The sequence below is a fragment of the Peribacillus sp. YIM B13472 genome, from assembly GCF_042788005.1.
GTDB lineage: Bacteria > Bacillota > Bacilli > Bacillales > DSM-1321 > Peribacillus > Peribacillus simplex_E.
Genome location: NZ_JBHZPG010000003.1, coordinates 165,095 through 190,608 on the forward strand (window position 1 = coordinate 165,095; position 25,514 = coordinate 190,608).

Annotated in this window: 21 protein-coding genes and 1 other annotated feature; of the genes, 1 reads left to right on the top strand and 20 read right to left on the bottom strand. The window is 43.1% G+C overall.

Translation table 11 applies throughout. From position 1 onward, the window contains the following. Window positions 1-39: 39 nt before the first annotated feature. Window positions 40-915, bottom strand: coding sequence for a YicC/YloC family endoribonuclease (locus ACFX4I_RS03985; RefSeq protein ID WP_377419277.1), 876 nt, complete (start codon window positions 913-915; stop codon window positions 40-42). Window positions 916-1,070: 155 nt separating this feature from the next. After that, on the bottom strand, window positions 1,071-3,749 hold the full coding sequence (locus ACFX4I_RS03990; protein WP_283933057.1) for a calcium-translocating P-type ATPase, SERCA-type: 2,679 nt from the start codon (window positions 3,747-3,749) through the stop codon (window positions 1,071-1,073). Between the two features lie 398 nt (window positions 3,750-4,147). On the opposite strand from ACFX4I_RS03990, the gene ACFX4I_RS03995 reads away from it, so the two are divergent. Beyond that, window positions 4,148-5,869: an Rqc2 family fibronectin-binding protein gene (locus tag ACFX4I_RS03995; RefSeq protein WP_230301153.1), complete on the top strand. Its 1,722-nt coding sequence runs from the start codon at window positions 4,148-4,150 to the stop codon at window positions 5,867-5,869. Window positions 5,870-5,922: 53 nt separating this feature from the next. Here the strand turns inward: ACFX4I_RS03995 and pyrE are convergent, their stop codons facing one another. From pyrE to ACFX4I_RS04085, 18 genes are all read right to left on the bottom strand, one after another. Then, window positions 5,923-6,558, bottom strand: a complete 636-nt coding sequence (gene pyrE / locus ACFX4I_RS04000; protein WP_098371060.1) for an orotate phosphoribosyltransferase — start codon at window positions 6,556-6,558, stop codon at window positions 5,923-5,925. Next, window positions 6,552-7,268: an orotidine-5'-phosphate decarboxylase gene (pyrF, locus tag ACFX4I_RS04005; protein WP_377419279.1), complete on the bottom strand. Its 717-nt coding sequence runs from the start codon at window positions 7,266-7,268 to the stop codon at window positions 6,552-6,554. The genes pyrE and pyrF overlap by 7 nt, the downstream gene beginning before the upstream one ends. Further along, window positions 7,240-8,181, bottom strand: a complete 942-nt coding sequence (locus ACFX4I_RS04010) for a dihydroorotate dehydrogenase (protein ID WP_377419281.1) — start codon at window positions 8,179-8,181, stop codon at window positions 7,240-7,242. The genes pyrF and ACFX4I_RS04010 overlap by 29 nt, the downstream gene beginning before the upstream one ends. Continuing rightward, window positions 8,178-8,957: a dihydroorotate dehydrogenase electron transfer subunit gene (locus ACFX4I_RS04015; RefSeq protein WP_054396938.1), complete on the bottom strand. Its 780-nt coding sequence runs from the start codon at window positions 8,955-8,957 to the stop codon at window positions 8,178-8,180. The genes ACFX4I_RS04010 and ACFX4I_RS04015 overlap by 4 nt, the downstream gene beginning before the upstream one ends. After that, the gene (gene carB / locus ACFX4I_RS04020) at window positions 8,954-12,160 is read right to left on the bottom strand and encodes a carbamoyl-phosphate synthase large subunit (protein ID WP_377419283.1); all 3,207 of its coding nucleotides are present in this window, start codon (window positions 12,158-12,160) and stop codon (window positions 8,954-8,956) included. The genes ACFX4I_RS04015 and carB overlap by 4 nt, the downstream gene beginning before the upstream one ends. Beyond that, window positions 12,139-13,245: a carbamoyl phosphate synthase small subunit gene (locus ACFX4I_RS04025; protein ID WP_230301158.1), complete on the bottom strand. Its 1,107-nt coding sequence runs from the start codon at window positions 13,243-13,245 to the stop codon at window positions 12,139-12,141. The genes carB and ACFX4I_RS04025 overlap by 22 nt, the downstream gene beginning before the upstream one ends. Then, window positions 13,242-14,528: a dihydroorotase gene (locus ACFX4I_RS04030; protein ID WP_377419285.1), complete on the bottom strand. Its 1,287-nt coding sequence runs from the start codon at window positions 14,526-14,528 to the stop codon at window positions 13,242-13,244. The genes ACFX4I_RS04025 and ACFX4I_RS04030 overlap by 4 nt, the downstream gene beginning before the upstream one ends. After that, complete coding sequence (locus ACFX4I_RS04035; RefSeq protein ID WP_230301160.1) at window positions 14,491-15,426, bottom strand: aspartate carbamoyltransferase catalytic subunit; 936 nt, start codon at window positions 15,424-15,426, stop codon at window positions 14,491-14,493. The genes ACFX4I_RS04030 and ACFX4I_RS04035 overlap by 38 nt, the downstream gene beginning before the upstream one ends. Before the next feature lie 194 nt (window positions 15,427-15,620). After that, window positions 15,621-16,910: a solute carrier family 23 protein gene (locus ACFX4I_RS04040; RefSeq protein WP_377419287.1), complete on the bottom strand. Its 1,290-nt coding sequence runs from the start codon at window positions 16,908-16,910 to the stop codon at window positions 15,621-15,623. 176 nt (window positions 16,911-17,086) lie between these two features. After that, window positions 17,087-17,629 carry a bifunctional pyr operon transcriptional regulator/uracil phosphoribosyltransferase PyrR gene (gene pyrR / locus ACFX4I_RS04045; protein WP_230301202.1) on the bottom strand — a complete coding sequence of 181 codons (543 nt, stop codon included), beginning with the start codon at window positions 17,627-17,629 and terminating at the stop codon, window positions 17,087-17,089. Window positions 17,630-17,825: 196 nt separating this feature from the next. Continuing rightward, window positions 17,826-18,743, bottom strand: coding sequence for an RluA family pseudouridine synthase (locus ACFX4I_RS04050; protein WP_076366639.1), 918 nt, complete (start codon window positions 18,741-18,743; stop codon window positions 17,826-17,828). Further along, the gene (lspA, locus tag ACFX4I_RS04055; RefSeq protein ID WP_063231919.1) at window positions 18,736-19,206 is read right to left on the bottom strand and encodes a signal peptidase II; all 471 of its coding nucleotides are present in this window, start codon (window positions 19,204-19,206) and stop codon (window positions 18,736-18,738) included. Before lspA ends, ACFX4I_RS04050 begins: the two co-directional genes overlap by 8 nt. A 206-nt stretch (window positions 19,207-19,412) precedes the next feature. Next, window positions 19,413-22,181, bottom strand: a complete 2,769-nt coding sequence (gene ileS, locus ACFX4I_RS04060; protein WP_230301203.1) for an isoleucine--tRNA ligase — start codon at window positions 22,179-22,181, stop codon at window positions 19,413-19,415. Between the two features lie 87 nt (window positions 22,182-22,268). Then, window positions 22,269-22,511 (bottom strand) — a binding site (T-box leader). 63 nt (window positions 22,512-22,574) lie between these two features. Next, on the bottom strand, window positions 22,575-23,090 hold the full coding sequence (locus tag ACFX4I_RS04065) for a DivIVA domain-containing protein (protein WP_034313857.1): 516 nt from the start codon (window positions 23,088-23,090) through the stop codon (window positions 22,575-22,577). Between the two features lie 85 nt (window positions 23,091-23,175). Next, window positions 23,176-23,949: a YlmH family RNA-binding protein gene (locus ACFX4I_RS04070; protein ID WP_230301162.1), complete on the bottom strand. Its 774-nt coding sequence runs from the start codon at window positions 23,947-23,949 to the stop codon at window positions 23,176-23,178. Between the two features lie 132 nt (window positions 23,950-24,081). Then, window positions 24,082-24,348 carry a YggT family protein gene (locus ACFX4I_RS04075; RefSeq protein WP_034313862.1) on the bottom strand — a complete coding sequence of 89 codons (267 nt, stop codon included), beginning with the start codon at window positions 24,346-24,348 and terminating at the stop codon, window positions 24,082-24,084. 6 nt (window positions 24,349-24,354) lie between these two features. After that, window positions 24,355-24,819, bottom strand: a complete 465-nt coding sequence (locus tag ACFX4I_RS04080) for a cell division protein SepF (protein ID WP_230301163.1) — start codon at window positions 24,817-24,819, stop codon at window positions 24,355-24,357. 21 nt (window positions 24,820-24,840) lie between these two features. Next, window positions 24,841-25,512: a YggS family pyridoxal phosphate-dependent enzyme gene (locus ACFX4I_RS04085; protein ID WP_230301164.1), complete on the bottom strand. Its 672-nt coding sequence runs from the start codon at window positions 25,510-25,512 to the stop codon at window positions 24,841-24,843. Window positions 25,513-25,514 lie beyond the last annotated feature (2 nt).

A 25,514-nucleotide genomic window follows, 5' to 3' on the forward strand; every position in this document is an offset into this window, starting at 1 on the left:
CATATCTATTGTCACCTTGTTAGGTTCATCATAAACCGACTACTCGATATTTTGAACCTGTTCCTTTAATTTTTCAAGAAGACTTTTCATTTCCACCACTTCTTTGGTAATGGCCGAATCATTTGCCTTTGATCCAATCGTATTGACTTCCCTGTTCATTTCCTGGACAAGGAAGTCAAGTTTTCTTCCAATTGGTTCACTATGGGTAAGCGTCCTTGAAAATTGCTGTACATGGCTATCGAGTCTGGTCAGTTCTTCATTTATATCACATTTATCAGCAAAAATGGCCGCTTCTGTAACAATGCGGCTATCTTCAATCAATGCTTCAGTCATCTCGGCCAGTTTGATTTCCAACCGTGCTTTATATTTCTCGACGACTGAAGGTGCATGCATTTTGACCCCTGCTACAATCTCACCGAACTTTTTAAGCTGGCGTTTCATGTCCAAGGCCAGTTCCTGACCTTCCAGATTCCGCATTTTTTCCAGATTTTCCAATGCCCCGGTGACAGCCTTCAATAACAGGGATTCCAAATCGGCAGGAACCGCAGGTACTTCTTCCGTCATGAAAATCGATTCAAGTTGCAGCATATCCTGTAATGTTATGGAACTTTCCAGATTGTATTTTCCCTTGACTTCATTCATCAATTCCACATACTGATCCGCAAGATTCCAATCGATCTTCACCTTTTTGGAAACCAGGCTCTCACCTTCCACTGTGATGAAGATTTCCACCCGTCCCCTTCTTATGTATTGATTCGCCTTCTTCTTCACCTTTTCTTCCAAAACCAAAAGCTGGCGCGGCATCCAAATCGTATATTCACAAAAACGATGGTTCACGGTCTTAATTTCGACAAAAACCTTGACCTGTTCGTTTTCCGCTTCTTCTCTTCCATAGCCCGTCATACTGGTAACCATGGTTCCACATCCTATCAAACATAATGTAGTAATTTGGCCTTTAACTTTCATTATATATTAGCTACAGCACGAAAACTTTAGCTCACAAATAAAATACTACAAAAATAAAAAGGCAATAGAGCATGACTCTACCACCTTAAAGATTATATCATATATCATTGTGCTTTTCTTGCTAAAAAGGTTCCAGCCAGTAAAAAAGTTGGAATGGATGCCATCCCTATAACTAATAGCCAATCCCTTCCCGAAATCGGTACTGTATGAAAGATTGTTTGTAAAGGCTGCACATACATGACTGCTACCATCAATAATAGGGAGGACAATACCGCCCCCACTAGATAAAGGTTACCGAATGGATTTCTCGAGAAGATTGAACGTTCGCTTCGGCAATCGAATACATGTATTAGCTGAGCTAGTACCAAGGTAGCGAACGCAATCGTTTGTGCATAAGCAAGATTATCCGGATTTGCACGGTATACCACATAAAATGCGATCAATGTAGAAATCCCGATCAGAAAACCACGAGAGATGATCTTCCAGCCAAGCCCTCTTCCAAAAACACCTTCATTAGCATTTCTTGGATTTCTTTTCATTACATCTTCTTCTGCGGAATCCAGTCCCAATGCCATTGCAGGCAGTCCGTCGGTAACAAGGTTCACGAATAAGATCTGGATTGGTATCAAAGGTAACGGCAAGGCACATAGCATTGCAAAAAACATGACCAAAATCTCCCCAACATTGGAAGCAAGCAGATAACGGATGAACTTCCTGATGTTTTCGTAAATATTCCTGCCTTCTTTGATGGCCGATTTAATAGTGGCAAAATTGTCGTCAACCAATATCAAGGAAGAAGCTTCCTTAGCAACATCAGTACCCGTGATACCCATGGATATACCAATATCCGCTGATTTTATCGCAGGGGCATCATTGACACCATCCCCTGTCATTGCAACGACATGTCCTTTATTTTGCAAGGCTTTTACGATTTTCAACTTATGTTCCGGGGAAACGCGGGCAAACACCGAAACACTTTCAACAACTTCCTCAAGTTCCCCGACTTCCATGTCGGCCAATTGCCGTCCTTCTAGTACACGGTCTTTTCCTTTTAAAATACCAAGTTCTTTAGCTATTGCCTTTGCTGTTATTACATGGTCGCCAGTAATCATGACAGTTTTAATCCCGGCATCCCTGCATTCCTTAACTGCCTGCTTCACTTCCTGACGTGGGGGATCGATCATGCCCTGCAGTCCCATGAAGGTCAAATTGCGCTCAGCTTCGGTTTCATGCAGCAAAATCGTTCCTTTTGAAAGGGGTTTATAACCAACAGCAATCATTCGAAGTGCCTGAGAGGCAAGCTCATTCATGTCCTGTTGTACCCTTTCCTTACTCTTCTGATTCAATATTTCCGACTTTCCTCCCCAAAGAATCGTGTCGGACTGGGCGATCAATACATCAGGGGCCCCTTTTACGATGACGAAATGATTATCTTTATCATCCTTCACTATGACACTCATCATTTTGCGGCCCGAGTCAAATGGAAACTCCTTGACTATCGTAAACCTCTTAGACAAGTGTTCCCTCGTCAAGCCCGCTTTCATTGCCGCGACCAACATCGCCCCTTCTGTCGGATCACCGTCTAAAATATATCGTTTACCATTCTCCTTTAACTCGGCTTTATTACAGAGCATGCCGAATGTAATTATTTGAAGCAAGGCATTATGGTTTTTCGGGGCAACTGAAACTCCCTCTAAAGAAAACTCTCCGACCGGATTATAACCAGTACCGCCGACATCCCAAGTTTTCCCTCCACTCCAGACCTTCGTCACCGTCATTTTGTTTTGTGTCAGTGTACCTGTCTTATCTGAGCAAATCACCGTTGCGCAGCCAAGCGTTTCTACGGCAGGAAGCTTGCGGACAATCGCTTTTTGTTTGATCATACGCTGAACGCCCAAAGACAATGCTACGGTCACAATGGCTGGCAAGCCTTCAGGAATCGCCGCAACAGCCAAAGATACCCCGGCCAAAAACATCGTATAGAGGTCATGCCCTTGAATGACACCAGTCAGGACCACGATTACAGTTAATATTAAAGCCGTGACGATCAAAATTTTGCCTAGCTGCTCCAACCTCCGTTGAAGCGGTGTTTCTTTTGTTTCTGCAGTCTGCAAGAGATCCGCAATCTTGCCCATCGCCGTATTCATTCCTGTAGCGATTACGATTCCTACCCCATTTCCTCTTGTTACCATCGTTCCCATAAACGCCATATTTTCCTGATCACCGATACCTTCAACCTCATTCATCAATGGATCAGAACATTTAACGGCCGGGAGTGACTCACCGGTAAGTGCAGACTCTTCTATTTCAAGGCTTGAATGGTCGATGATCCGTAAATCGGCACCAATTCGGTCACCACTTGAAAACTTCAGGATATCCCCAACTACGACTTCTCTCGATGGGACTTTCAGCCACTGGCCATCCCGAAGTACGTTAACTTGCGGCGCAGCCATTTCCTTTAGGGCATCCAGGGATTTCTCTGCCTTCCGTTCTTGAAAAAACCCAAGTAATCCATTCAAAAAAACAATCGCCATGATGGCAATCGCATCGATATATTCACCCAATATCCCGGAGACTAAGGTCGCGGCAAGTAATACTATGACCATGAAATCTTTGAATTGGGCGAAAAATAAAAGAATGGCAGACTGTTTTTCTCCTTCCTTCAATTCGTTAAAGCCATGCTTTCGCAGCCTGTCCTTTACTTCATCATCGTCCAAACCGTGTGTAACGTTTGTTTGAAGCGCTTTCTCCATTTCTTGATTATTCATTTCCTTGAACTCCATCAAGTATCACACATCCCTTTGAATAGAATGAAATAGGCTCCTGTATACATCTCAACAGGCGCTTTTTGCTTTACTCATCCAACACCTGCCTGCTTACCGATACATAAAACAACCTGCTCTTCTTCCATGATTATTCAGACTCGTCCAAAATAATGCTATAATTAAACAGAATTGCGGAAAGAAGAACGATCCGGATAATTTAATGAATGAACGACCGCTAATCATGATGAATGGACCAAATTTGCAATTAATTTCTGGAACCAAAAAAAGCAGCCATTCAATTTACCTGAACTAACAACCCCAGCTTTTCACCCAGTTCGCTAAAAAATTGTGATTAGCTAAAATGGGCAGCCAAAATGAGTTCTTAGAAAATCTTATGTAAAGGAAGTAAAAATAGAATGTCATTTGATGGATTATTCACGAAAGCGATGACGGAAGAAATCGCTTCTTTATTAAAAGGTGGACGAATCAATAAGGTACATCAGCCTTATAAAAATGAAGTAATACTGGTTGTTCGTGCTGGAGGTAAGAACCATAAGCTCCTATTATCAGCCCACCCAAGTTATTCGAGGGTGCAAATGACCGAAGAGAGTTATGAAAATCCCAAAGAGGCACCCATGTTCTGTATGCTTCTTAGGAAGCACCTCGAAGGCTATACGATAGAAAATATTTATCAATATGAACTTGATAGGATGATCATTTTTGAAGTGAAGGGTCGCAATGAGCTTGGTGATGTCTCTCAAAAGCAGTTAATCATCGAAATCATGGGGCGTCACAGCAACATTGTTTTAGTCGATAAAGAACGAAATATGATTTTGGACAGCATTAAGCATGTTTCACATGCCGTTAACAGTTATCGTGCGATATTGCCCGGCCAGGAATATTTGGCCCCGCCCGCACAAGAAAAGAAGAATCCCTTCGAGGCTACCGAGGACGATATAAGGAAGAATATTGACTTCAATGCAGGAAAGCTGGATCGACAGCTTGTTGCCCATTTTTCTGGAGTTTCACCATTAGTTGCAAAGGAAGCCGTTTACCGGGCTGGACTTGCCAACAGCACGACCCTTCCATCAGCTTTTTTAAAGATTATCCAAGAAATCTCGGAGCAAAACTATACTGCGATGATCAAACAAGATGGAAATAAAGAAGTTTTTTATATGCTTTCACTAGAGCATCTGACTGGGAATCAACGTACGTTTCCTTCATTGAGCGAGATGCTCGACCGCTATTACTTCGGAAAGGCAGAAAGAGATCGGGTTAAGCAAAAGAGCCAAGATGTAGAACGTTTCATTACTAATGAAATAGAAAAGAACTCAAAAAAAATCGGGAAGCTCGAACGTACATTAAAAGATACGGAACGCGGAGAACAGTATCAGTTGTTCGGTGAGCTGCTTACAGCTAATCTATATCAAATGAAAAAAGGCATGAAAGAAATAGAAGTCGTCAATTATTATGATGAAGAACAAAGTATGGTCACCATCCCGCTTGACCCATTAAAAAATCCATCAGATAATGCACAAAAGTACTTCTCCAGATACCAAAAGTCCAAAAATGCAGTCGGAGTCGTCCAAGAACAAATCGAAAAGACAAAATTGGAATTGGCCTACTTTGAAGCCTTGCATCAGCAGCTCCAATCAGCTTCACCCAGAGATATAGAGGAGATTCGCGAAGAACTTCAGGAAGAAGGATACATTAGGCAAAAAAAGAAAAAAGGCATGAAAAAGCCTGCAAATGCAAAACCGCAGCTTGAAACATATTATGCTACAGATGGAGATCTCATTTTTGTCGGGAAGAATAATAAACAAAATGATTATCTAACGAATAAGTTTGCACGCCGTGATGAAATATGGCTTCATACCAAAGATATACCTGGCTCACATGTTGTGATTCGAAATGAATCGCCAAGTGAAAAAACGATAAAAGAGGCAGCCGTATTAGCAGCTTTCTTCAGTAAAGCACAGCAATCGAGCTCAGTGCCCGTTGACTTCACACAAGTTCGCCATGTTAAGAAACCGAATGGTTCCAAACCCGGGTTCGTGATCTACGACCAGCAGCAGACCGTATATATTACACCTGATGCCGATACTGTCATACGCTTAAAGGAAGCGGTAAAGGATTGAAAGGTAAAAAAATAGAGGTGACCCAATCCTTTGTGATTGGGCCACCTCTATTTTCATGCAGAAATCCAAGCCGTATCAGCCGGATTCTCACGCCATTTTTTTAGCTTTTCCAATTCTTCTGCTGTGATGTACCCTTTTTCATTAGCGACTTTTATCAAAGTCGAGTAGTCACTCAATGAATGGTTAATAATGCCCTCAGCATCAAATTTTTCTTTTCCTTTTTCCAATTCGTAAGTAAAGATCGAAACGACTCCTAGAACATCACAGCCAGCTTCTTTCAGCGCGTTAACAGCAGTAATCACACTTCCGCCGGTTGAAATCAAGTCTTCCACAACCACCACTTTTTGTCCTGGAACAGCACGGCCTTCTATTTGATTGCCCTTTCCGTGCTCCTTGGCTTTGGATCGAACATAGCACATCGGTGCATTTAATTTTTCACTCACCCAAGCTGCATGCGGAATGCCGGCAGTTGCTGTGCCTGCAATCAGTTCAGCCTCAGGGAAATTCTGTTCAATCAATCCTTTCAATCCTTCCGCTATTTCATTGCGAACCTCTGGGTATGAAAGGGTTAAGCGGTTGTCACAATAAATGGGTGATTGAATTCCAGATGCCCAAGTAAAGGGGTCATTCGGCTGTAAGTACACTGCTTTTATTTCCAATAGATGTTCAGCTATCTTATTATTTAACATGATATTCCCTCCCAAGCTGCTTTCATATCCAAATACGCCCTTAATGGATCTGCCGCCCCCGTTATGGCTCTTCCTACAACGATGGCATCCGCTCCAAAATCCCTAGCTTGTTCAGGCGTGGCAATTCTCTTTTGATCATGCGTCTGTCCACCTGCACTTCGGATTCCTGGTGTGACGGTTAAGAATTCATGACCGATGCGTTCATGTATATTCTTTACTTCATGGGTGGAACAGACGACGCCATCCAATCCTGCCTGTTTAGTAAGTTTTGCATAATGGAGCACCGAATCTTCCAGAGATCCGGCAATGTTTTGCTCAGCATTCATTTGTTCTTGTGACGTGCTCGTCAGTTGGGTAACTCCAATGCATAATGGACGTTTTTTACCAGCGGACGTACCCTTATCCAGACCTTCCATGGCTGCTTCCATCATCTTTTGTCCACCTGCCGCATGTACATTGACCATGTCAGCGCCTAAAGCTGCCAATCCGGTCATGGCCATTTTAACGGTATTTGGAATATCATGAAGCTTCAAGTCCAAAAACACATCGTGGCCTTGCTCCTTTACGAAAGAAACGATTGATGGACCATTCTGATAAAATAATTCCATCCCCACTTTTACAGCCAGTTTTTCCGAATGGAACTGTTTTAGGAATGTCTCCGTTTGAAGGAGGTCAGGGAAATCAAGAGCGATTATTAGTGACTGTTTCATTTTGCTTCCAGCTCCTTCCGGTACATTCTGAAATATGGTCAAATCCGAGCTCATCCAACAATTTCGGTAATTCTTCGATGATGGTCGGGCATACAAAGGGATCCACGAAGTTCGCGGTTCCCACTGCAACAGCACTGGCACCCGCATAGAAAAATTCAATGACGTCTTCCGCCGTAGCGATGCCGCCCATTCCGATGATTGGAATAGAAACTTGCTGGCTAACCTCATAAATCATCCGGAGCGCTACAGGTTTTATTGCAGGACCAGATAATCCACCCGTTCTGTTAGAAAGGATTGGTTTTCCCGTTTTTAAATCCAATCGCATGCCGACTAATGTATTTATCATTGTCAAACCGTCGGCTCCGCCATCTTCAACTGCTTTGGCCATTTCCACAATATTACTGACGTTAGGTGAAAGCTTCACATATACAGGGACGGAAGATACTTCCTTTACCGCCTTGGTTACCTCTTTGGCAACTTCCGGTACCGTACCGAAAGCTATGCCTCCTTCTTTTACATTTGGACAAGAGATATTCAATTCAAGTGCTTTTACATTCCCCACCTTGCTTATTTCACTGGCAACCTTTACATAGTCATCTATTTGCGAACCAGCAACGTTGGCAATGATTGGAACATCATACCTACCTAACCAGGCCAGTTCTTCACTGATGACCTTTTTTAAACCTGGATTCTGCAGACCGATGGCGTTGAGCATTCCCGAAGAGGTTTCCGCAACACGCGGAGTCGGGTTACCGAACCTCGGCTCAGGAGTGGTCGCTTTGATCATGATCGCCCCAAGAATATCCAAGTCGAAAAATTGACTGTATTCACGTCCGAATCCAAAGCATCCAGATGCTGGCATGACCGGGTTTTTTAAGTGTAATCCTGGTAATTCAACTGAAAGCCTGCTCATAATACCACCTCTCCTGCCCGGAATACCGGTCCATCGCTGCAAACCTTTTTATAACTGAAACCAGTTGGATCATCCCCTGTATGACACACGCAAGCAAAGCATGCACCGATGCCGCATCCCATCCTTTCCTCAAGGGACAGGAAAAGCTTTTTCTCACGATAGCCCGATTCCAAGGCTCTTAACATTGGTGTAGGCCCGCATGAAAAGATCGTTGCAAACTCTTGCTCCAGATTATCTATTACAGTCGTAACAAATCCTTTTGTCCCGTATGAACCATCCACCGTGGCAATATAGGTATCACCTAATTCACTGAATTCTTTTTCGTAAAAGATGGCTGACTTGGTCTGGAAGCCCAATACATGGATTACCGTAACACCTTTCGCAACCAACATTTGTGATAATTGATACAGGGGCGGGACACCAATCCCGCCGCCAACCAATAATGCCGTTTCACCCTGTTTAGCCTCATGAACGGGAAAACCGTTGCCAAGGGGTCCAAGGATATCGACCGCTTCCGCTTCTTTACGCTGCGATAACAGTGTCGTTCCTTTACCTTCAGCCCGGTATATCATCGTGAACTGTTTTTCACTGCTGTTGTAAGAAGAAATCGAAATCGGGCGTCTTAACAATGGCTCAGTGCCTTCTGTTGTTTTGACTTGGACAAACTGGCCTGGTTGATTCATCTCTGAAACCAATTCACCTTGCAGGGTAAGTTCAAAGATGGATGGGGCCAGTTCCTTATGATTTAACACCTTCATTCTTTCCTTCTTGATCATATATAGCTCACCTCACGACTTTTTTCCGTTTTTCCCATTGCTTCTGCCGAGAAGGTCATGGATTCTATCACTCTTAAAATGGCTTCTGCCGTATCAAGTGATGTTAGGCATGTCACTCCATTTTCAACCGATTCACGTCGGATTCTGAAACCATCCCGTGCCGGCTGCTTACCTTTTGTCAAAGTATTTATGACAAATTGTGCTTCCCCGTTCCGGATGACATCCAGCAGGTTTGTACCTTCTTCGCCAATTTTTCCGACAATCGCAGTCGGGATTCCTGATTGCTCCAATAGGGCAGCAGTTCCGCTGGTGGCTATCAGCTTGAAGCCGATATTATGGAAACGCCTTGCTAAAAGCAGCGCTTCTTGCTTATCTTTATCCGATATCGTCAATAACACCGAACCATGCCCCTTGATCTTGAAACCGGAAGCGACCAGCCCTTTATATAAAGCTTTTTCAAGGGTGCTATCTTTCCCCATTACTTCACCAGTCGATTTCATTTCAGGTCCGAGTGAGATGTCCACACCTCTTAATTTTGCAAATGAGAAGACCGGCACTTTCACATAGACCCCAGTTTGTTCTGGCACTAACCCCGATTTGTAACCTTGGCTTTCAAGTGTGTGGCCCAAGATGACCTTCGTGGCTAAGTTAGCCATCGGCACATTCGTAATTTTACTTAAGAATGGAACGGTTCGGCTTGAACGTGGATTTACTTCAATCACATACACTTCTTCATTGCTGATGACATATTGAATGTTCAAGAGACCAATTATATTCAAGCCTTTTGCCAATCGGGTCGTATAATCGATGATTACTTCTTTTTGTTTTTCCGTTAAGTTTTGTGGCGGATAAACTGCAATCGAGTCACCTGAATGGACGCCGGCGCGTTCGATATGCTCCATGATCCCAGGGATAACGACCGTTTCACCATCGGAAATACCATCAACTTCGATTTCCTTACCCGTTAAGTAGCGGTCTATCAGGACAGGATGATCCGGATTTATTTTCACGGCATTTTTCATGTAATGCAGCAATTCTTCTTGTTTATAGACGATTTCCATCGCTCTTCCTCCGAGGACATACGATGGCCTTACTAAAACCGGATACCCGATATCTTCAGCGATGACGATCGCTTCATCAACCGATGTTGCAGTTTTGCCCTTTGGCTGAGGGATGCCTAAATCCTTAAGTGCTTTTTCGAATTTATTGCGATTTTCCGCCCTATCCAGGTCTTCAAGTGAAGTACCAAGGATTTTCACTCCTCTTTCAACAAGACCATCTGCAAGGTTGATTGCTGTCTGTCCGCCAAACTGGACGATGACCCCTTCCGGTTTTTCCAAATCGATGACATGCATGACATCTTCAATAGTCAATGGTTCGAAATAAAGTTTGTCGGAGATACTGAAATCCGTCGAAACTGTTTCGGGATTGTTGTTGATGATGATCGCTTCATATCCCGCTTCCTTAATGGCCCATACCGAGTGTACGGTCGCATAATCAAACTCTACTCCTTGCCCGATCCGAATTGGGCCTGATCCCAGAACAATGACACTTTTCTTGTCAGTGACGATGGATTCATTCTCATCTTCGTATGTCCCATAAAAATACGGAGTTTCCGATTCGAATTCGGCAGCACATGTATCAACCATTTTGTAAACAGGGATGATTCCTTGCTGCTTCCGGTATTCATAGACATCAATTTCGGGAACTCCCCATATTTCTGCGATCGTTTTGTCAGAAAACCCTAGTTCTTTAGCCTTTTGCAATACTTCACAATCAAAAGAATGTTCTTTAAGCTGCTTTTCAAAGTCGATTATCTTTTTCAACTTATGCAAGAAGAATAAATCGATCTGGCTCCATTCGTGGATGGTTTCGATCGTTTTTCCCCTTCTTAACGCTTCACCGATATAGAATAACCGTTCATCTCCGGCTTTTCTGATCCGTTTCTCTATCTTTCCATCCTCAAACTCGTCATTCAAATTAAGATGGAATATACCCGCTTCAAGGGAACGGACAGCTTTTAAGATTGATTCCTCGAATGTACGGCCGATTGCCATGACTTCTCCGGTCGCTTTCATTTGGGTACCGAGCCTACGGTTGGCGCTTTCGAACTTATCGAAAGGCCAGCGCGGAATTTTCGTAACGACATAGTCCAGTGCCGGTTCAAAGCTGGCATAGGTTTTGCCAGTGACAGGGTTCATCATTTCATCGAGCGTCAAACCAACGGCTATCTTTGCTGCTAGCTTCGCAATTGGATAACCAGTCGCTTTTGAAGCAAGTGCCGAAGAACGGCTGACCCTTGGGTTCACTTCAATGACATAATATTGATAGCTGTTTGGATCTAGCGCAAGCTGAACATTACATCCACCTTCAATTTTCAAGGCGCGGATAATCTTCAAAGACGTATTACGAAGCATTTGATACTCTCTGTCACTTAATGTTTGGCTTGGTGCCGCAACGATTGAATCGCCTGTATGGACACCGACAGGATCGAAGTTTTCCATATTACAAACGACTATTGCATTATCGTTGGAATCACGCATCACTTCATATTCAACTTCTTTGAAACCGGCAATGCTCTTCTCAAGCAGACATTGGTGAACCGGGCTGCTTTTCAGGCCACCCTCAACGATTTCGATAAGCTGCTCTTCGTTATCACAAATCCCACCGCCTGTTCCGCCAAGCGTGAAGGCTGGACGAACAATGACCGGATAGCCGACTCGTTCAACGAATGTATAAGCTTCTTCCAAGTTATGAATAATGTCGCTGTCAGGCACTGGCTCCCCAAGATCGTTCATTAGCGTACGGAAAAGGTCACGGTCTTCCGCCTGTTGGATAGCCGAAAGTTTGGTCCCAAGAATCTGGACATTGCATTCTTCCAGGATTCCTGATTCGGCAAGCTCAACTGCCATGTTCAAGCCTGTCTGTCCGCCCAATGTAGGTAACAGTGCATCCGGGCGCTCTTTACGAATGATTTTGCTGACAAATTCCAATGTGATCGGTTCGATATAAACCGCGTCAGCCATTTCAGTGTCTGTCATGATTGTAGCAGGGTTAGAGTTAATCAGGATCACTCGATAACCTTCTTCTTTTAAGGCTATACACGCTTGGGTTCCTGCATAATCGAACTCGGCGGCCTGTCCGATGATGATCGGACCGGAACCAATTACTAGGATGCTTTTTATATCAGTGCGTTTTGGCATGTTTTTTCCCCCTTGTTGGTTGCAGCTTCAATCATTTGTAAGAATTCATTGAATAAGTAGTTGGCATCTTCCGGCCCTGGTGATGCTTCCGGGTGATATTGTACGGTGAAAGCCGGATACTTTTTATGGCGCAGACCTTCAATCGTATCATCATTCAATGCTGTATGTGTCACAATAAGATCTGTATTTTCAATGGAAAGCTCTTCTACTGTATATCCATGATTTTGAGATGTGATGGATACCTTTCCGGTACGAAGGTCCCTAACCGGATGATTAGAACCTCGATGGCCGAATTTTAATTTTTCCGTATCCGCCCCGTTTGCAAGTGCAAATAATTGATGTCCTAAACAGATTCCGAATAATGGCACTTGCGTTTGGATTGTACGGATCATTTCAAGCGTCTCATGAACACTTTTCGGATCTCCAGGACCGTTTGAAAGCATCACGCCATCCGGATGATATTGCAACACTTCTTCGGCCGTGACGTTATAAGGCACAACCACGACATCACAGCCGCGCTTCGTCAACTCACGTAAAATCCCATGCTTCATGCCATAGTCTACAAGAACTACCCGCGGGCCTCTGCCCGGACTGGAATAAGGTGCTTTTGTCGAAACCTGTTTCACTTGATTAGAAGGAATCACCGTTGCTTTCAACTGGGAAACCACTTCTTTTGCATCTTTATTGATATTGCAGAGCGCCCCTTTAAGTGCACCTGATTTCCTGATGATCCTTGTCAGCTTTCTCGTATCGATTCCGCTTATTCCAGGTATGTTCTTCATTTTCAGATATTCATCAAGTGATAATTGGTTTCGCCAGTTGGAAGGAAGTTCTGCTGTTTCCTTAACGACGAATCCTGATATCGCTGGATTGATGGATTCAAAGTCATCCCGGTTTATCCCGTAGTTCCCGATTAATGGATACGTAAGTGTAACGATTTGACCGCAATAGGATGGATCGGATAGAATCTCCTGGTACCCCGTCATTCCTGTGTTAAAAACGACTTCACCTATTTTTTCTACGTCCCCTCCGAATGCTTCCCCAAGGAATACTGTCCCGTCTTCTAAAATTAGCTGTCTTTTCATCCTTGAACACGTCCTTTTTCCCAAGCTATTTTTCCTTCCGCAATCGTCATGACTGGCCAGCCATAACATTTCTTTTCATTAAAAGGTGTATTTTTTCCTTTTGAAGCAAACTCTTCAGCATTAATTTCTTTTTCTGTTTCCAAATCGATGAGCACGATATCCGCGATTGCACCTTCCTTTAGCTCTCCATAAGGAAGGGAGAAACTTTCAGATGGTTTGATTGTCATGAAATCGATCAATTGTTTTAATGTAATGACGCCCTTTTTAACCAATTCGGTGTAAAGCAGCGGGAAGGCCGTTTCCAATCCTACTATTCCGAAAGGAGCCAGCTGCATTCCCTGCGCTTTTTCCTCTGCCGCATGCGGGGCATGGTCCGTTGCTATAAAATCGATGGTTCCGTCAAGCAGTCCTTCTATCAACGCATCCCGATCTTCACGGCCCCTTAATGGCGGGTTCATTTTATAATTCGTATCAAGTCCCGGTATATCATCTTCACACAATAATAAGTGATGCGGTGTAACTTCGGCTGTGACGCGGATACCAGCGCGTTTGGCATCCCTTACCGTCCTTACCGATTCCTTCGTGGATATATGGCAAACGTGATAATGGCACTCCGCCGCTTCAGCAAGGAGGATATCCCGGGCAATATGTACAGCTTCACATACGGACGGAATTCCATTGATTCCCTGTTCTTTTGAGAATCTTCCTTCATGGACGGAGCCTTTATTGATTAAGCTATTGTCTTCACAATGAGCAACTATGGCCATATCTTGAGCGGCTGCCCGTTTCATCGCTTCCAGCATCATCCCTGCTTCTTGAATTCCCACGCCATCGTCCGTAAAGGCGAAAGCACCCGTTTGTTTTAATGAAGAAAAGTCGGTCAACTCCTTGCCTGCTTCCCTAATCGTAATGGATGCATATGGGAGTACCCTGACATGAGCCGTTTCTTCAATTTTCCTGTTTAGCGCTTCAAGGTTTTCCACTGTATCGGGAACTGGCCTTGTATTAGGCATCGCCGCTACCGTAGTGAAACCGCCTCTTGCCGCTGCAAGCGTTCCACTTGCGATTGTTTCTTTATGTTCACCGCCCGGTTCGCGTAAATGGACATGCAGGTCAACAAATCCTGATGTAATAAGTAACCCTTCAGCGTCAACTACTTTACAATTTTCCGTTGCTAAGTTCTCGCCGATTTTTGTGATGACCTTGCCTTCCATTTCAATGTCTGCTTTTTTGAATGAGTTTTTATTATCTAGCAAAACTCCATTTTTGATTACTGTTTTCATGAATGTTTCCCCCTTCGGATTGTTCAAGCACATTTTTTAATACGGCCATTCTAATGAACACGCCATTCTCCATTTGTTTAAAAATTCTTGAGCGGCTGCATTCGACTAAATCACTGTCTATTTCAACACCGCGGTTTATTGGTGCAGGATGCATGATGATTGCACCCGGTTTCATATTTTTTTCACGTTGTTTGGTCAGGCCGAAACTTTCCAGATAATCACCATTTGCCTGATCGTATTTTTCAATATGCCTTTCATGCTGTATTCTGAGCAGCATGACCACATCCGAGGTAGCTACTGCATGGTCGATGTCTTCATACCTTCCTAAACTGTTTGTTCTGTCAAACCATTCAGGCGGACCCGAAAATACGACATTCGCTCCTAATCGAGTTAATGCTTCTGCATTCGATTTCGCAACCCGACTATGCATCACATCACCGATTATGGCAATCTTCAGGCCTTTGAAATTTTTAAACTCTTGTTTTATCGTCAATAAGTCCAGTAATGATTGGGTTGGATGATTTCCGCAGCCATCTCCTGCATTGATTATTGGGATCCCGATCTTCTCATTCAATTCGTCAAAATAATTATCCTGTTCATGCCGGATGATCAAGGCATTTACACCTATTGCTTCTAAAGTTTTAACAGTGTCATATAAGGTTTCACCTTTTAACACGGATGATGTACCCGCATCAAAAGGAATGACCTCAAGTCCCAATTTTCTTTCTGCCATTTCAAAGCTTGATTTTGTACGTGTACTTGGTTCAAAGAAGAGATTGGCAACTGTGGTCTGCTGCTTTGGATTCCAGCTAGATCCGTTGGCAAAACACTCTGCCTCATGTAAAATTCTTTCAATATCAGTTAAAGTCAATTCATTCATGGTCAATAATTTTTTCATTGATCCTGCTCCTTTCACATTTGTGATGCGGGGCATAAAAAATACCCCGCCATTAAGGACAGGGTGTAGGTCATAAAGAGTGTGAGGACACGGAATGGTTTACACTTTATCCCGTTCTCATTCTTTACAGCAACACCCTTTTAAGCCTCTCTGGACTTCTTTTAAAAGGTGATTTAATGTTTAGATGCAGTATCTTATTTTTCAAATATATCTCCGGATATTTTTTCACGGTCCGGAAGAATCAAGTTAAGAAGGATTCCGACGATGGCTGAAAGTGCCATTCCGGAAAGCGATACCGTTTCCGATAGTTGTACGAACGCTCCTCCGATTCCTAACACCAGGATGACTGAAGCTATCATCAGGTTCCTTTTCTTGTCAAAATCGACCTTATTATCAATCAGCATCCTCAATCCACTTGATGCGATGATACCGAAGAGCAAGATGGAAATACCGCCCATCACAGCTGTAGGTATCGAGCTGATGACTGCTGAAATCTTACCGTTAAAGCCAAAGATGATTGCAGTCAATGCTGCCCCACCGATGATATACACACTGTACGCCTTTGTCATAGTCAGGACCCCAATATTCTCGCCATATGAAGTCAGCGGCGGCCCACCGATTAAGGAACCAATCATGATTCCTGCTCCATCTCCTAAAATCGAGCGATGCAAACCGGGATTTTCCAAAAAATTTCTGCCGACTACTTTGCTCAGTACCATCTGGTGTCCGATATGTTCTGATAAAGTTACGATGGCGACCGGTACCATGATGGCAATGACTTCCCATGAGAAGGACGGTGTATAGGTTACATATGGAAACATGAATTCAGGCATTTCCCACCATTGTGCTGACTTGATCGGTTCATAATCTATTATTCCTGCAGCAGCCGAACAGCCGTAGCCAACTATGATTCCCATTAAAATGGGGATCAAGTTAATGAATCCCTTAAAGAACACGTTGCAGATGATGGTTACCGCTAAAGTGATCAGCGCTATCACTATATAAGTGACGCTGTATTTATCTTGTGGATCATACATTGCCATGTCCACGGCCGTTCCGGCAAGGCTTAATCCGATTACGATAATCACCGGACCCACCACAACCGGAGGAAGTATATTCATCAACCAGCGCAATCCGACTTTTTGGATAATCAAAGCTACTATCCCATATATGAACCCTGCTGCAAAACAGCCGATCATGGCCGCTTCCGGACCTCCTAGAGCCTTAGCCGCGATGATTGGCGTAATGAAAGCGAAAGATGAACCGAGATAAGCTGGTATCTTACCTTTGGTTATCAATAAGTATGAAAGTGTGCCCAATCCGCTTGAAACCAGGGCTACCGCCGGGCTTAATCCTACCAAGAATGGCACCAGCACCGTTGCACCGAACATGGCGAACAAATGCTGGATGCTTAACGTAATCCACTGGCCAGCCTTTGGCACGTCCTCGACATCCAGTACGATGTCCCTTTTAGTTTCTTCCAATTCCGTATCCCCCTCATGAAAATTCCATCAAAACTGCAAAAACCCTCTTTGCTGTATACAAAGAGGGTTTCTCAGAAGGCGAATGCCTATGCGTAGGCACAGCTCTCCCGATTGACTCCCCTTTGCCAGCCTCTCTGGACTGTCTTTAAAAGGGTAATATAAAATTTTCATGTTGTTTAGTTTTCTAATATAGTAACTTGATCTACTTCATCTACTTCTGTTAAAGTAACTGTAATTTTTTCAGATTGGGAAGTCGGAACGTTTTTCCCGACAAAATCCGCGCGAATCGGCAATTCCCTATGTCCCCTATCTACTAATACCGCGAGCTGGATCTGCGAAGGTCTTCCCAAATCCACCAAAGCATCCATTGCCGCTCTAACGGTTCTGCCTGTGAAAAGAACATCATCCACTAAAATCACTTTCTTGTCAGTGATATTGACCGGAATGTCTGAGCCTTTTACGATGGGTTCCCCATTATTGGTCTTTTTCGAAAGGTCATCGCGATAAAGTGTAATATCCAGTTCACCAAGTTCTATTTCCTTGCCTTCTATTTGATTGATGCGCTTTGCAAGTCGGTCAGCGAGGAAAATCCCGCGAGTACGTATCCCGATTAAGACGCAATCCTCAATGCCCTTATTTTTCTCAATAATTTCATGGGCAATTCTTGTCAAGGCTCTGCTAATGGCCTGCTCATCAAGTACTATGGCTTTCTCATTCAACACGTCGGCCACCCCGATTCCTTTTTTCTGATAGGTCAATTCCAACAAAAAATCCTCATGCCAAGAAGGCATGAGGATTTTATCGCAATGGGCATGGTTATCCCACTTTGCGTATCCGTTTCCTTCTCAGTCTCTCTGAACTGTGTTAAAGGTTCTTATTAAGTTGTTATTATAATATATCAGAAAAACGAATTTGTCAATCCTTACTTCTACGCAATTGATTAATTAGATTTTCAAACTCTTCCGGAATCGGAGCTTCGAATTCCATATACTCATTTGTACGTGGATGAATGAAACCTAGAAGACCCGCGTGCAATGCTTGTCCATCTAATTTCAGTGTCTTTTTCGGACCATATTTCGGATCTCCCGCCAGCGGGAAGCCAATGTATTTCATGTGAACACGGATTTGATGTGTTCTTCCTGTTTCAAGCTGGCATTCCACCAAAGTGAAAGCTTTGAAGCGTTCGATGACACGGAAATGCGTGACAGCATTTTTGGAATTCGAATCTGTTACAGTCATGCTTTGGCGATCTTTTTTATCGCGGCCGATCGGTGCATCGATCGTTCCGAAGTCATGAGGGATCACACCATGGACTACAGCTTGATACTTACGGGTAACCGTTTTGTCAACAAGCTGCTGTACCAGTTTCTCATGTGCCATATCATTTTTGGCAACCATCAATAAACCGGATGTATCTTTGTCGATTCGATGGACGATTCCAGGCCGCATGACTCCGTTAATTCCAGAAAGATCCTTGCAGTGAGCCATCAATCCATTTACAAGCGTGCCAGATACATGTCCCGGTGCCGGATGGACGACCATGCCGCTTGGTTTATTAACAACGAGTACATCTTTATCTTCATAATAGATATCCAAATCCATTTCCTCTGCTACCGCATCCAATTCCTCAAGATCAGGAATCGTCACTTCGATTGTATCGCCAGGAATAGCTTTGTAATTCGTCTTTATCGCCGTGCCATTTACCAAAACATGATCATCCTTAATCCATTGCTGGACCTGAGTACGTGACCATTCCTCATTCAAAGTGGAAAGAGCCTTATCAATCCTAACTCCTTTTAGTGTTTCATCGATGCTGTATAACCTTTTATCCATTATCTTTCTCCTTAGCGTTTTTTTCTTCTAAAAACATATGAATCACGAGCAGTCCGACACCAATTGAAAGCGCAGCATCAGCAACATTAAATACCGGGAAACTGTAGCTGAAAATATAGGTATGAACGAAATCCACTACTTCCTGACGAGCAACACGATCGATGAAATTACCAATCGCACCGCCTAGCATGAGAGCAAGTGCAACTCCAAGCAAAATGCTTTCCTTCGCCATTTTCTGAATATAATAGACAAGTCCAATAATGACAGCGATGGTGATGATGTAGAAAAACCACATTTGACCTTGTAGAATTCCCCATGCTGCCCCACGATTACGATGCGAGGTGATATATAGAAGGTTTTCAATAATTTCAATGCTTTCTCCGTACTCCATTTTTTTCACAATCATCCATTTTGTCAGCTGATCGAGAGCTATGACCAAAAGGGCAATCAAATAATAAAACACATTTTTTCCCCCAAACTAATCAAATCTTCACTTTTGAATTGTAGCATAAACTAGAAATAATGACTAATCCGAAAAGCAGAAGTCTGCTAACTGTACCTGAAGAATATCGGAAGATTGGATAAAGGTAAAATTCCCGATGGGGGTTTTAGCTTTCATTCCCGCAAAAAGCCGGCCCTTTAGAAAGGGACCGGCTTTTTATGTGGGAATTATTGATTTACGTAATGCTCTTTCACGACTGTAGCACAACGCGGGCAAAGTGTTGGATGTTCTTCCACTTGACCTACTTCCTTAGAAACATTCCAGCAACGTTCACACGTTTCACCCTCTGCTTTTGTAACAAGGATCGCTATATCCTCAAGTTTAACCGCCTCTGCTGGGGCACTTGCCACATCGCCAGCGATTTCGAATTCGGATACGATGAACAGCTGTTCAAAGCTTTCCTTGATGCCATCAAGCAGATTCTTCGTTTCTTCATTAACATATACCATCACTTTAGCGTTCAGTGATTTTCCGATAACCTTCTGGTTACGGGCTTCTTCTAATGCTTTCAGAACATTATCACGGACATCCATGAACGCCGTCCATTTTTCTTCAATGACTTCAGCATCATCAACGGAAATTTCTTCAGGCATCAATGTCAACTGTACACTTTCTTCCGTTACACCCGGAATGAACGCCCATACTTCATCAGCTGTATGAGAGAGGATCGGTGACACCAATTTGGTTAAGCTGACCAATGATTCGTAAAGGACCGTTTGAATGGCCAAACGCTCTTTACCATCTGGAGCTTCACAATAAAGAATGTCTTTTGCATAATCAAGGTAGAACGAACTTAAATCCTGTGTACAGAAATTATTGACCATATTATAAATTGTAGCAAACTCATAATTTTCATAACTTAGCTTCGACTGTTTGATCAGTTTATTCAACTTAACGAGCATGTATCGATCGACTTCAGGCAATTCTTGGACTGCCACTTTATCGGTTTTTGGATTGAATCCATCCAAGTTCCCTAACAGGAAGCGGAATGTATTACGGATTTTACGGTAAACTTCCGAAACTTGTTTTAAAATAGGATCGGAAACCCTGACATCCGATTGGTAATCCACCGAAGCTACCCAAAGGCGTAAGATATCTGCACCAAGTTGGTTCATGACCTTTGATGGCAGTACAACGTTCCCAATCGACTTACTCATTTTACGGCCTTCGCCATCCAATGCGAAACCGTGGCTAAGTACACCTTTATATGGTGCTTTGCCTGTAACTGCAACACTTGTTGAAAGCGATGAGTTAAACCAGCCGCGATATTGATCAGACCCTTCTAAATAAAGGTCAGCAGGCCGTTGCAAGTCGTCTCTTTCTTCAAGTACCGCTTGATGAGAAGAACCGGAATCGAACCATACGTCCATGATATCCGTTTCTTTCGTGAAGATACCATTCGGGCTGCCTTCATGTGTATAGCCATCAGGCAGAAGATCTTTCGCTTCACGCTCAAACCAGATGTTTGAACCGTGTTCACGGAATAGATTTGAAATATGGTTGATTGTTTCATCCGTAATGATCGGCTCGCCATTTTCTGCATATAACACTGGAATTGGCACTCCCCAAGCGCGTTGGCGGGAAATGCACCAATCCCCGCGGTCACGGACCATATTGAATAGGCGCGTTTCGCCCCAAGCCGGTACCCATTTGGTTTCTTCAATCGCTTCCAGAAGTTCACTGCGGAAGTCTTTGATTGACGCGAACCATTGTGCTGTTGCACGGAAGATCGTTGGCTTCTTCGTCCTCCAGTCATGTGGGTAAGAGTGCGTAATGAACGTCAAGTTCAATAACGCGCCTGCTTCAGTTAATTTTTCGGTAATAGGTTTATTCGCTTGATCATAAAATAATCCGGCAAATTCCCCTGCCTCTTCCGTCATGACTCCTTTTTCATCTACAGGACAAAGTACGTCCAAGCCGTATTTTTGCCCAATGATAAAGTCATCTTCACCATGGCCAGGCGCAGTATGAACACAACCCGTTCCAGCTTCAGTCGTTACGTGATCACCTAACATCACTAAAGATTCGCGGTCATAAAGAGGATGTTTGGCAACAGCACGGTCCAACTCGCTTCCTTTTACTGTTTTCAGGATAGACGGGTTTTCCCAGCCTAATGTTTCCGTAACCGACTCAAGCATTGCCTCAGCAATTAAGAACTTTTCATTTTCGACAGCCACTACTACGTAATTTAATTGCGGATGCAATGAAATACCAAGATTAGCCGGAATCGTCCATGGAGTTGTCGTCCAGATGATGATTTTGACGCCCTCTTCGATTACACCTTTGCCATCTGTGACTTCAAAAGCCACATAGATGGACGCAGAACGTTTGTCTTGATATTCAATTTCTGCTTCGGCAAGAGCTGATTCACTTGACGGGGACCAGTAAACAGGTTTTTTCCCTTTATAAATATAGCCTTTTTTCGCCATTTCACCAAATACCTTGATTTGCTGGGCTTCATATTCAGGCTTTAATGTGATATATGGATTATCCCAATCACCACGGACCCCTATTCTCTTAAACTGCTCACGTTGATTATTAATCTGACCATAAGCATACTCTTCACAAAGCTTTCTGAATTCGGCAACGCTCATTTCTTTCCGTTTCACGCCTTTTTTTGTCAATGCCGTTTCGATCGGAAGCCCATGCGTATCCCAGCCAGGTACATACGGTGCTTGAAAACCGCTCATTGATTTAAATCGGACAATGAAATCCTTTAAAACCTTATTCATTGCATGGCCCATATGGATATCGCCGTTGGCATACGGAGGTCCATCATGCAAAATGAATAAAGGACGTCCTTCCGTTTGTTCTTGCACTTTTTTATAGATGTTCATTTCATTCCATTTTTCTTGGATTTCCGGTTCACGTTTCGGCAAATTCCCCCGCATTGGAAATTCAGTTTTAGGCATCAATAAGGTATCTTTGTATTCCATCATAAAATCCTCCATCCGTCTTTACATAAATTCATTCGAACCGATGACTTGATATCCAGCCAAAATAAAAAGCCCTCTCATCCCTAAAAAAGGGACGAGAAAGCTTAGCTTCCCGCGGTACCACCCTGGTTAGAAAGATTCACAAAGTGAATCCAACCTCTCGAGCATTCGTAACGTGAATGAAACGCTTCATTTACTTACTGCAAAAGCAGGTTCAACTCAGAACTCAAGGGTGATCTTCAATATCTTCGCTTATTCCGGGCTTTCACCATCCCCGGCTCGCTAAAAATAAGTGTGTGAAGAATTTACTTTCCCTGTCATCGTCTAATTTCATAATGAATAGTATTGTTAAAAAATTATATGCGAAAAAAGTGTTCAAAGTCAAGGAATCGTTTAAATTTCCTCTTCCACTCTCTCATTTAATTCTATTTCAGTCGCATCCACTTCATAATCCAGAAGATGATCCCAATCGTCATTGTCCAGCAAATCGAGCTGTGCACCGACAAGCATTTTGAAACGCGTCCGGAATACTTTGGATTGCTTTTTCAAATCCTCAATATCCATCGCAATTTTCCTTGCTTTCACGAGTGACTCATTGACGATCCTGTCCGCATTTTTCTCTGCTTCCTTTATGATCAGTTTCGCTTCTTTTTGGGCATTGCGCCTTAATTCTTCGGCTGCTTCCTGAGCGACAATAATCGACTTGTTAAGTGTGCCCTCAATTGTCGTAAAATGTCCCAAACGATCAAAAGTCTCGTTCAGTTTATCTTCAAGTTCTTTCTTCTCCCTCAAAATCAGTTCATAATCTTTAATGACCTGGTCGAGGAATTCATTTACTTCATCTTCATCATACCCACGAAATACTTTGTTAAATTCCTTGTTATGTATATCTATCGGGGTTAAGGGCATTACGGCACCTCCAGAACGGTTTCTACTCTAGTATGTTAAAACTCTATATTCGACAATAAATTTATAAATCCTGCTTTTTATTGAATTATTTTTGTCTGCCTAACGAGATTCTCCACTTATCCTTCTTGGTTTTCCCATCGATTGAAGCTATTTTACATCTGCCAAAACCTCTGATGGAAAGTGTATCACCTTCACGGCATTCTTCCGAGACGTTTTCCGTTTGCTTGAAATTCACCTTTACTTTTCCTGACGTTATCAAGGCCTGCGTTTTTTGACGGGACATGTTCAGGACGGACGATAGCACACTGTCAAGCCTAAGAGAACTGACGGTGGTTACTTGCTCTTCCCATTTTTCTTTAACTTGGACGATATCTTCGATCGGAAGCTGTCTTATGGAAACAGAAGCATTACCTATTTTCTCCAGATTACCTGTGAGATATGAATCCATCTCCTCTGCAGCTATAAATTGAGTATGCTCCTCCGTCACTAGTATATCACCAAATTTTTCACGTTTTACCCCTAGTGACATCAAGGTTCCAAGTATTTGCCTATGTTCAAGCGTAACAAACTTTTTTGGATAGGAGATATCGTATAAGGAGATATTGAAATCCGATGGTTCAGGAGAGTAATAATCAGGGTAAATGAGCACACGTTTTCGCTCTGCGAAATCGCCACCGCCATTGAATTGCAGTTTCGCATCCGGATCATTGCCCAATAAGGAAGTAAGGATTTCCTGCTGACGCGGATCAAGAAAATCAGATAGTTTCGGAGCGTAGGAATTTTTAACCTGATCGATCCAATTCATAGCCTGGTCAATAAAATCTTTTTCCTCCGGCCTGAAATGCTGATAAATACTCATGATTGAATAAATGCTCCTTAGTTATCAAATTAATGGACGATCATAAGGAATTGATTAAACGGCTCTGCGTTGCTACTACACAGCGGAGAATCTTCCGACTGTGTAGTAAGATCATGTCAGGTTAGTTGTTGATCATCCTATTAAAGTCTGTAAGTAATAGATTCCATAACCGCTGGCAAAATTAAGTACCAGCAAAGCCACAAGAGGTGAAAGATCGATCATGCCAAGTGGCGGGATGAACTTTCTGAACGGTTCTAAATACGGTTCGCAAATCTTTTCCAGAAATTGACCAATCGATGTCTCCCTTGCATTGGGGAACCATGACATCAATATGTAAACGATTAATGCCATTGAATAAATTTCAATTAAATAATATAAACCCTGAAGCACTAAACCCATTAACCATTACCACCTCGCTTCTTCGTACTCCTCTTCGGCGGCGAAGCCGGTAATATTACCGGAAACATCGACGTTGTCCGGGGTACATAAGAATATATCTGTTCCGATTTTTTGGATATCCCCGCTGATTGCATAAACAGTCCCACTTAGAAAATCAATGATTCGCTTTCCTTGGTCATGCTGGATTCGTTGAAGGTTCACGACTACAGCTCGCCTGTTTTTTAAATGGTCAGCTACCTCCTGGGCTTCTGCATAAGCACGAGGCTCCAATAATACTACTTTAGAAGATTTCTGTACGCTTTGCAAACTTACGATATTCTGATTGGCATGATTCCCTGCAGAAGCGGACTGATGCTGTTTACCTGACTTCACGACTTTTGGTTCAGCCTCCTCTTCTTCCATCACTTCATCCTTGTACTCATACTCATCATCCAGCGCGAAATAAGATTTAAATTTTGATACGAACGACATCTATAGGGTACCTCCTTAAAATTATTCGCCTACAAGTGCTGTACCAATCCTGATCATTGTAGCGCCTTCCTCAATGGCAATCATGAAATCATTGGACATCCCCATGGACAATTCATTACAGGGGGCATGCTCCAACTCTAAATTTTGTATTTCAACCTGGATGCCTTTCAGTTTTCGGAAGCATTCCCGCAAAACCTGTTCATCATCGGTCAATGGAGCCATCGTCATCAATCCTGCAACATTCACCTTATCAAACTTAGATAACCCTTTGATGAAATCCATCGTCTCCTCAGGACTCAGGCCATGTTTTGATTCCTCACCAGAAACATTCACCTGCACTAAACAGTTTATCGGCTCATTTGCACGTTTTTGAATTTCTTCTGCCAAAGAAATGCGATCCAATGAATGGATATACGAAATTTTATCGATGACATTCTTTACTTTGCGTGTTTGCATGGAACCGATATAATGCCAGTTGGGCTTGTCCTTCAGCACTTCATATTTAGTCAAAAGCCCTTCGTCACGGTTTTCACCCAAATCAAGTATTCCCGCTTCCAATGCTTCATTCGCTCTCTCGACCGAAACATATTTCGTCACTGCAATCAACTTTATCGCTTCACGGTCCCTTCCACTATTTTCACATGCTCTATTTATCTTTTCTTCGATGTTTTTTAAATTGTCGACTACTTTCACTG